Below are 8,243 nucleotides of genomic sequence, written 5' to 3' on the forward strand. Positions count from 1 at the left end.
CCCCGGACGGCCGGGGCGGCGCACGGCGTCCCGGGCGGTGCGCCTCCCGGGCGTGCGGTCCTCGGCGGACCTATTCGGCCGTGGCCGCCGGCCGGCCCGTGTCGCCCAGCGACACGTCCTGGTCCGGCACGGCTTGGCCGGAACGGATCAGGTCGATCCGTCCCATCACCTTCGAGCGCAGGTCGGTCGGGACATCGTCCTGACCGCAGCAGCGCTTGACCAGCTTCTTCACGGCCTGCTCCAGGCCGTACTTCTCCAGGCACGGGGAGCACTCACCGAAGTGCGTCTCGAACTTGGTGCTGTCGCCCTCGGGCATCTCGTGGTCGAGGAACTCGTAGAGATGGTCGAGAACCTCTGAGCAGTCCGTCTCGTGCGGCTCTCCGCAGCTCATGAGGCCGAGCCTTTCCGATCGTCCGACTCACCGGCGCCGGCGGGAACCAGCCCGCGCTCGCGGGCGTAGTCCTCCAGCATGCCGCGCAACTGACGGCGTCCACGATGCAGTCGGGACATCACCGTACCGATGGGAGTCCCCATGATGTCCGCGATCTCCTTGTAGGCAAAGCCCTCGACGTCCGCGAGATAGACCGCTATGCGGAACTCCTCGGGGATCGCCTGGAGCGCCGACTTCACGTCGGAGTCCGGGAGGTGGTCGAGCGCCTGCGACTCGGCCGAACGCAGCCCGGTCGACATGTGCGACTCGGCCCGCGCCAGCTGCCAGTCCTCGATCTCCTCGGCGGCGCTGCGCTGGGGCTCACGCTGCTTCTTGCGGTACGAGTTGATGAAGGTATTGGTGAGAATGCGGTACATCCACGCCTTGAGGTTGGTGCCCTCACGGAACTGGTGGAAGGAGCCGTACGCCTTCGCGTAGGTCTCCTGGACCAGGTCCTCGGCGTCCGCGGGATTGCGCGTCATGCGCAGTGCCGCGGAGTACATCTGGTCCAGAAAGACGAGCGCGTCCCGCTCGAAACGTGCGTTCCGCTCGTCCGTCGTCTCCTCCGGGCGGCCGTCGTCGGTCCCTGTGTCGTTACCAGTGACCGGACCCACCTCCTCCAACGCTGTTGCGGGGCCGAAACCGGACCCGCTCGCCTCGGAGAATAGTCGACCAAGGTTGCTCGTGTGCGGTCGATCGCTCCCGCCCGGCGTGCGCACGGGAGCGGTAGTCGGCGCGTGCAGCACCGTCCACTCCAGATCCGCGGCGTTCGAGCGACGCGGGCAGATGGTCGAACCCATGCGACGGACTCCCTCTCCACAACCAGAAGACTTGTGCCGGTGTACCGGAGGTGCCGGTGTACCGATCGCGTCGGCGTACCGGGCGCCGATGTACCGAACAACAGCGGCCCCCCGGCCCGCATTCCCCGCGCCCGAACGGCCGCGACGGGGTGTGAGGGAGGCCACTCCGCCGGGCTCAGGACGGGAGCCGGTCCAGCCAGCCGGTGACCGCCCCGGTCAGGCCCTCCATGGCCTGGGCCTCCGTCAGTCCCGCCCGCTTGGGCACCGCGAAGCCGTGGTCGCCGTGCGGGACCTCGGCCATCTCGTACGTACCGGAGGGGAATTCGGCGGGGCGGCCGAAGGGGTCGTTGCCGCCCTGCACCACCAGGGTGGGTACTCCGGTGCCCAGGAGTTCGTCGGCGCGGGACTTCTCGGGCTTGCCCGGCGGGTGCAGCGGGAAGCTCAGCGCGAGGACGGCGTGGGCGCCGAGCTCCCCGGCGGTGCGGCAGGCGACCCGCGCCCCGGCGCTGCGCCCGCCCGCGACGACCGGCACTCCGGGGGCGGTCAGCTCGGGCCAGAGCGCCCGCCAGCCGGTGTCCAGGGTCTTCGGGGCGGGCGCGACCTTCTTTCCCGCGACCCGCCAGGGCTGCTCCACCAGGGCGACGCTCACCCCGCATCCGGGTACGGCGGCGGCCAGGGCCGCCAGGTCCCGCGCCTCGATGCCCCCGCCGGCCCCGTGGCCCAGCGCGAGCACCAGCCGGGCGCCGGCGGCGGGGAACCAGGTGATCCTGGCCTCCCCCGCCGGGGTGTCGACACGGACGGGCCGCCCGCCCGGGGTGCTTCGTTCGCTGTTCATGGGCCCATCCTGCCCGGGCCCGGCCCGCCGTCGGCACACCGCCGTCAGAACAGCGTGGTCTCCTCGGGCGCGGCCAGTTCCTCCTGGAGTTCGGGCCCGTTGTTGCGGACGTTGCTGACGGCGGTGGCGACGGGGTAGGCGCGCATCAGTCCGCCCTCGGGCGGGGCGACCAGGGCGCGCAGCTCCTCGCTGTCGGTGCGCGCCGGGTCGAGCCAGGCGTCCCAGCGGTCGGGCGTCAGCATCACCGGCATCCGGGGGTGGATGTCGGCGAGCGCGGACGGGCCCTCGGCGGGGGCGACGGCGAGCGGGGTCGTCTCCGCCTCGGTGGTGATCACCGAGCAGGTCACCCACCACGCCCCGGGGTGGTCGGGCGGGAGGGTGGCGTCGCGCCAGAACTCGTAGAGCCCGGCCATCGCGAAGACGGACCCGTCGGCGGGGGTCACGAAATACGGCTGCTTGCGGGGCCGCTTCTTCTTCCCCGCCTCCTCCAGCTGCCGCTCGCCGACGCCGGTCATCCACTCGTAATAGCCGTCGGCCGGGAGGATGCAGCGGCGCTGGAGGAACGCCTTGCGGAAGGAGGGCTTCTCGTGGACGGTCTCGGCGCGCGCGTTGATCATCCGCGCGGCGCCCTCCGGCGTCTTGGCCCAGGAGGGTACGAGGCCCCACTTGAGGGTACGGAGCTGGCGAACCGGACGGCGGTCCGCGGCGTCTTTCAGAGGACGCTCCAGTACGGCGTAGACCTCCTTGGTCGGCGCCACGTTCCAGTCGGGGTCCAGGGTCTCCTCCGGGTCCCACCGCTCCACGTGGAAGAGTCCGGTCAGGTCCTCGGGCCGCCGGCTCGCCGCATAACGTCCGCACATGTCTGCCAGCCTGCCACGACACCCCGTCCCCGCCGCAAGGAGTCCCAGCCGCAATGGACAGCAACGAACTGGGCGCCCTGTGGGACCGGGTGTTCGGCACCCAGCCCGCGCCGGAGCAGTGGCTGGTGGTGGTGACGGCGACCGCCGCGCTGGTCGCCGTCGTCCCCAACGTGCTGTGGCGGCTGACCCGTAACTCGATCACCATCGCGCACGAGGGCGGCCACGGGCTGATCGCCCTGCTCACCGGCCGGAAGCTCTCCGGTATCCGGCTGCACTCGGACACCAGCGGGCTCACCGTCAGCCGGGGCAAGCCGACCGGCATGGGCATGATCCTCACCGCCGCCGCCGGCTACACCGCGCCGTCGCTGCTCGGCCTGGGCGGCGCCTGGCTGCTGACCAACGGCCGCATCACGCTGCTGCTGTGGCTGGCCACCGCGTTGCTCGCGGTGATGCTGGTGATGATCCGCAACCTGTTCGGGGCGCTGACCGTGATCTTCACGGGCTCCCTCTTCCTGCTGGTCTCCTGGCTCACCTCGGCCGCCGTGCAGTCGGCGTTCGCGTACGCGGTGGTCTGGTTCCTGCTGATGGGCGGGGTACGCCCGGTCTTCGAGCTCCAGTCCAAGCGGCGGCACGGCGGTGCTCCCGACTCCGACGCGGACCAGCTGGCCCGGCTGACGGACGCTCCGGCCTGGCTCTGGCTGTTCCTCTTCCACGCGGTGTCGCTCTGCTCGCTCATCGGCGGCGGGCGCTGGCTGCTGGGGATCTGACCGGCTCCATCCGGGGCCTCCCGGCGGGGGACACGCCCCGGGAGGCCCCCGGCCCGTCGGGGAGCCCCCTGCCGGACCGGCCCTCAGGCCTCGCACCCGGCACGAACCGGACCAGCGTGAGGTGCGGTGCTCCGCCCCTCACGCCCGGCACGGCGGGCAGGCCCTCAGGGCCTAAAGTGAAGGCATGACCGAAAGTTCCGCGCACCCCGCCCTCTGGCCCGCCCCCCACGCGAGCGGCCCCGTCGACGCGACCGTCACCGTGCCCGGTTCCAAGTCGGTCACCAACCGCGCGCTGGTCCTGGCGGCCCTCGCCGCCGAGCCCGGCTGGCTCCGCCGCCCGCTGCGTTCGCGCGACACCCTGCTGATGGCCCAGGCGCTCCGCGCGATGGGCGTCGGCATCGAGGAGACCGTGTCGTCGAGTTCGGCGGCGGCACCGGGCGACCCGGACGTCACGGGTGAGGCCTGGCGGGTCATTCCCGCCGGGCTGCGCGGCCCGGTCACGGTCGACGTCGGCAACGCCGGTACGGTCATGCGCTTCCTGCCCCCCGTCGCCACCCTCGCGGACGGCCCGGTCCACTTCGACGGCGACCCGCGTTCGTACGAGCGTCCGCTGCACGGCGTCATCGACGCGCTGCGCGCGCTGGGCGCCCGGATCGAGGACGGCGGGCGCGGTTCGCTCCCGCTGACCGTGCACGGCGCGGGTGCGCTGGAGGGCGGTCCGGTACGGATCGACGCCTCCGCCTCCTCCCAGTTCGTCTCCGCGCTGCTGCTCTCCGCCCCCCGGTTCAACCAGGGCGTGGAGGTACGGCACGTGGGTTCGTCCCTGCCGTCGATGCCGCACATCCGGATGACGGTGGAGATGCTGCGCGCGGTCGGCGCCCGGGTCGACGAGCCCGAGACGGGCGGCGAGCCGGACGTCTGGCGGGTAGCCCCCTCCGCGCTGCTCGGCCGGGACCTCACGATCGAGCCCGACCTCTCCAACGCCCAGCCGTTCCTGGCCGCCGCCCTGGTGACCGGCGGGCGCGTCACGGTGCGTGACTGGCCGGAGCGCACCACGCAGCCCGGGGACGCGCTGCGCGAGCTGTTCACGGCGATGGGCGGTTCGTGCGAGCTGACGCCGCAGGGCCTCACCTTCACCGGGTCGGGCCGCGTCCACGGCATCGACGCGGACCTCAGCGAGGTCGGCGAGCTGACGCCGGGCATCGCGGCCGTCGCGGCGCTCGCCGACTCCCCCTCCACGCTGAGCGGTGTCGCCCATCTGCGGCTGCACGAGACGGACCGGCTGGCGGCGCTCACCAAGGAGATCAACGAGCTCGGCGGTGACGTCACGGAGACCGCGGACGGCTTGCACATCCGGCCGCGACCGCTGCGCGGCGGGGTGTTCCACACCTACGACGACCACCGGATGGCGACGGCGGGCGCGATCATCGGGCTGGTGGTGCCCGGGGTGGAGATCGAGAACGTGGGGACGACCGCGAAGACCTTGCCGGACTTCCCGGACATGTGGACCGGCATGCTCGGTGCCGGAGCCTAGAGAATGCGCCGCTACGGGAAGAACCCCGACGAGGACGACATCCGCGTCCGTCCGAACCGCAAGGGCAACCGCCCCCGCACCCACACCCGGCCCAAGCACGAGGACGCCGAGGACGGCATGGTCCTCACGGTCGACCGGGGCCGGCTGACGTGCCTCGTCGAGGGGCGGACGGTCGTCGCGATGAAGGCCCGCGAGCTGGGCCGCAAGGCAGCCGTGGTCGGGGACACCGTGTCGATCGTCGGGGATCTCTCCGGCGACAAGGACACCCTGGCGCGCATCGTCCGTATCGGCGAGCGCCGCTCGGTGCTGCGGCGCACCGCCGACGACGACGACCCGTTCGAGCGGGTGGTGGTGGCCAACGCCGACCAGCTCGCCATCGTCACGGCGCTCGCGGACCCGGAGCCGCGCCCGCGCATGATCGACCGGTGCCTCGTCGCCGCGTACGACGGCGGACTGACTCCGCTCCTGGTGCTGACCAAGTCCGACCTGGCCTCCCCGGACAAGCTCCTGGAGGCGTACACCCCGCTGGGCGTGCCGTTCATCGTCACCAACCGGGACGAGCTGGCCAACGGCGACGCGGCCGACCGGGTGCGCGAGCAGCTGAACGGCAAGATCACCGCCTTCGTCGGGCACTCCGGGGTCGGCAAGACCACGCTGGTCAACGCCCTGGTGCCGGAGGACCGGCGGCGTACGACGGGCCATGTCAACGCGGTCACCGGGCGGGGCCGGCACACCACCACGTCCGCGCTGGCGCTGCCGTTGCCGGACGGGGCGGGGTGGGTGGTCGACACCCCGGGCGTGCGCTCGTTCGGGCTGCACCACATCGACCCGTCCCGGGTCATCAACGCGTTCCCCGACCTCCAGCCCGGCACCGAGGACTGCCCGCGCGGCTGTACCCACGACGACAACGCGCCGGAGTGCGCGCTCGACGCGTGGGTGGCCGGCGGGCACGCCGATCCGGCGCGGCTCTACTCACTGCGCAGGCTGCTGGCGACGCGCGAGCGGCGCGAGGGCGACTGAGCGGGACCGGGCCCACCGTCACCCGCACGTGGGCCCGCCACGACTCGCGCACGTTTGCGACCGTACGGGCGTGGTAGGGGCATAATCGCAGCGAGCAGACGGACCCGGTGACCGACGCGGAGGACTACGGACGATGGCGTGGCTGCTGGTCGTGGTCGCGGGGCTGCTGGAGACCGGCTTCGCCGTGTGTCTGAAGCTGTCGCACGGTTTCACCCGGCTCTGGCCGACGATCGCGTTCGCCGCGTTCGCGCTCGCCAGCTTCGGCCTGCTGACGCTCTCGCTGCGCAAGCTCGACGTGGGCCCGGCCTACGCGGTGTGGACCGGTATCGGGGCAGCGGGTACGGCCATCTACGGCATGATCTTCCTCGACGACGTGGTGTCCGTCCTCAAGCTCGTCTCGATCTCGCTGGTGATCATCGGCGTGATCGGCCTCCAGCTCTCCGGCTCGGCGCACTGACCGCGGCGCAGGTGTCCGCCGACCGGGTGGCTCCGGGCCGTGTGGCCCCGCGCGGACCAGGCTGGATACTGTGACCGCATGTCCGACTACCACGATGATCTGCGTCTCGCCCACGTACTGGCGGACGCCGCCGACGCGGCGACGATGGACCGGTTCAAGGCCCTCGACCTCAAGGTGGAGACCAAACCGGACATGACTCCGGTGAGCGAGGCCGACAAGGCGGCCGAGGAGCTGATCCGGGGCCATCTGCACCGGGCCCGCCCGCGCGACGCGATCCTGGGCGAGGAGTACGGGCTGGAGGGCACAGGCCCCCGCCGCTGGGTGATCGACCCGATCGACGGGACGAAGAACTACGTACGCGGGGTGCCTGTCTGGGCGACCCTGATCTCGCTGATGGAGGCGGGCGAGAACGGTTTCCAGCCGGTGGTCGGCGTGGTCTCCGCTCCGGCGCTGAGCAGGCGCTGGTGGGCGGCGAAGGGGTCCGGCGCGTACTCGGGGCGCAGTCTCACCTCCGCGACCCGGATCGAGGTCTCGAAGGTCGGGCAGATCTCGGACGCCTCCTTCGCGTACTCCTCGCTGACCGGCTGGGAGGAGCAGGGCCGGCTGGACGGTTTCCTCGACCTGTCGCGGGCTTGCTGGCGGACGCGGGGTTACGGCGACTTCTGGTCGTACATGATGGTCGCCGAGGGGGCCGTGGACATGTGCGCGGAGCCCGAACTCTCGCTCTGGGACATGGCGGCCACCGCGATCGTGGTGCAGGAGGCCGGCGGCAGCTTCACCGGCCTGGACGGCGTCCCCGGCCCGGGCGGCGGCAACGCGGCGGCGTCGAACGGCCTGCTCCACGACGAGCTGCTGGGCTATCTCAACCAGCGTTACTGACGACTGCGCCGTCCCGGCCGGGGTGCCGACCCGGCCGGCGGAGCGCCAAGGGCGCCCGGGGCGCGAGGAGGGTGCGCGCGCACGCCCTGTGGCTGCCTCGCGCACCTCTTGTCGGGTCACGGGCTGGGTGTCATCCTGAAACCCCCGCTTGTGAACTTGTGAATCGGCTCACTTTCCGGCCGGTCCACCAAGGAGGTGCCCCCTCATGCTGGTCCGAGACGCCATGACCACCGTGGTGCTCACCATCGGCCCCACCCACACACTCCGTCAGGCAGCCGCGCTGATGTCGGCCCGCCGCGTCGGGGCCGCCGTCGTCCATGATCCGGACACCTGCGGATTCGGCATCATCACCGAACGCGACATCCTCGACGCGGTCGGCCTGGGCCAGGACCCGGACCGCGAGTACGTCTCCGGCCACACCACCACGGACGTGGTCTTCGCCGCCCCCGCCTGGACCCTGGAAGAGGCCGCCGAGGCCATGACGCACGGCGGGTTCCGGCACCTGATCGTGCTGAACGAGGACGGCCCGGTGGGCCTGGTGTCGGTCCGCGACATCATCCGCTGCTGGGCCCCGGTGCGCCGCCGTCATCAGGTCGAGCTGGCCGGCTGAGCGAGCCTCCCGGGGCGCCCGAACGGCGGGACGGGCCGGACACCGCGCGTG

Annotated in this window: 10 protein-coding genes; 6 read left to right on the forward strand and 4 right to left on the reverse strand. The window is 72.2% G+C overall.

All coding sequences use genetic code 11. The features are described from left to right. Positions 1–70 precede the first annotated feature (70 nt). The 4 genes from rsrA to ACWD3D_RS29205 form a co-directional block, all read right to left on the reverse strand. Entirely contained in the window at positions 71–391 is a 321-nt protein-coding gene (gene rsrA, locus ACWD3D_RS29190) for a mycothiol system anti-sigma-R factor (protein ID WP_451463770.1), read from the reverse strand. Beyond that, entirely contained in the window at positions 388–1,044 is a 657-nt protein-coding gene (locus ACWD3D_RS29195; protein ID WP_266708915.1) for a sigma-70 family RNA polymerase sigma factor, read from the reverse strand. Before ACWD3D_RS29195 ends, rsrA begins: the two co-directional genes overlap by 4 nt. A 361-nt stretch (positions 1,045–1,405) precedes the next feature. Further along, positions 1,406–2,065, reverse strand: coding sequence for an alpha/beta hydrolase family protein (locus tag ACWD3D_RS29200; protein ID WP_451463771.1), 660 nt, complete (start codon positions 2,063–2,065; stop codon positions 1,406–1,408). A 44-nt stretch (positions 2,066–2,109) separates the two neighbouring features. Then, on the reverse strand, positions 2,110–2,925 hold the full coding sequence (locus tag ACWD3D_RS29205; protein ID WP_451463772.1) for an SOS response-associated peptidase: 816 nt from the start codon (positions 2,923–2,925) through the stop codon (positions 2,110–2,112). 53 nt (positions 2,926–2,978) lie between these two features. Between ACWD3D_RS29205 and ACWD3D_RS29210 the strand changes: the two genes are divergently transcribed. The 6 genes from ACWD3D_RS29210 to ACWD3D_RS29235 all read left to right on the forward strand — a co-directional run bounded on the left by ACWD3D_RS29210 (position 2,979) and on the right by ACWD3D_RS29235 (position 8,192). Beyond that, on the forward strand, positions 2,979–3,692 hold the full coding sequence (locus tag ACWD3D_RS29210; RefSeq protein ID WP_451463773.1) for a M50 family metallopeptidase: 714 nt from the start codon (positions 2,979–2,981) through the stop codon (positions 3,690–3,692). A 184-nt stretch (positions 3,693–3,876) separates the two neighbouring features. Next, positions 3,877–5,226: a 3-phosphoshikimate 1-carboxyvinyltransferase gene (gene aroA / locus ACWD3D_RS29215; RefSeq protein ID WP_451463774.1), complete on the forward strand. Its 1,350-nt coding sequence runs from the start codon at positions 3,877–3,879 to the stop codon at positions 5,224–5,226. Positions 5,227–5,229: 3 nt separating this feature from the next. Then, the gene (rsgA, locus tag ACWD3D_RS29220) at positions 5,230–6,246 is read left to right on the forward strand and encodes a ribosome small subunit-dependent GTPase A (RefSeq protein WP_450771643.1); all 1,017 of its coding nucleotides are present in this window, start codon (positions 5,230–5,232) and stop codon (positions 6,244–6,246) included. A gap of 133 nt (positions 6,247–6,379) precedes the next feature. Continuing rightward, positions 6,380–6,703: a DMT family transporter gene (locus tag ACWD3D_RS29225; RefSeq protein WP_266708903.1), complete on the forward strand. Its 324-nt coding sequence runs from the start codon at positions 6,380–6,382 to the stop codon at positions 6,701–6,703. Positions 6,704–6,781: 78 nt separating this feature from the next. Next, positions 6,782–7,582, forward strand: a complete 801-nt coding sequence (hisN, locus tag ACWD3D_RS29230) for a histidinol-phosphatase (protein ID WP_451463775.1) — start codon at positions 6,782–6,784, stop codon at positions 7,580–7,582. A gap of 205 nt (positions 7,583–7,787) precedes the next feature. Next, complete coding sequence (locus tag ACWD3D_RS29235) at positions 7,788–8,192, forward strand: CBS domain-containing protein (RefSeq protein ID WP_451463776.1); 405 nt, start codon at positions 7,788–7,790, stop codon at positions 8,190–8,192. Positions 8,193–8,243 lie beyond the last annotated feature (51 nt).

The sequence above is a fragment of the Streptomyces sp. NPDC002690 genome (genome assembly GCF_053592415.1).

Bases quoted from the DNA above. Each gene is read 5' to 3' on its own strand.
- aroA (WP_451463774.1), top strand. From the start codon at position 3,877: ATGACCGAAAGTTCCGCGCACCCCGCCCTCTGGCCCGCCCCCCACGCG.
- ACWD3D_RS29200 (WP_451463771.1), bottom strand. From the start codon at position 2,065: ATGAACAGCGAACGAAGCACCCCGGGCGGGCGGCCCGTCCGTGTCGAC.
- ACWD3D_RS29205 (WP_451463772.1), bottom strand. From the start codon at position 2,925: ATGTGCGGACGTTATGCGGCGAGCCGGCGGCCCGAGGACCTGACCGGA.
- hisN (WP_451463775.1), top strand. From the start codon at position 6,782: ATGTCCGACTACCACGATGATCTGCGTCTCGCCCACGTACTGGCGGAC.
- rsrA (WP_451463770.1), bottom strand. From the start codon at position 391: ATGAGCTGCGGAGAGCCGCACGAGACGGACTGCTCAGAGGTTCTCGAC.
- ACWD3D_RS29210 (WP_451463773.1), top strand. From the start codon at position 2,979: ATGGACAGCAACGAACTGGGCGCCCTGTGGGACCGGGTGTTCGGCACC.
- ACWD3D_RS29235 (WP_451463776.1), top strand. From the start codon at position 7,788: ATGCTGGTCCGAGACGCCATGACCACCGTGGTGCTCACCATCGGCCCC.
- rsgA (WP_450771643.1), top strand. From the start codon at position 5,230: ATGCGCCGCTACGGGAAGAACCCCGACGAGGACGACATCCGCGTCCGT.
- ACWD3D_RS29225 (WP_266708903.1), top strand. From the start codon at position 6,380: ATGGCGTGGCTGCTGGTCGTGGTCGCGGGGCTGCTGGAGACCGGCTTC.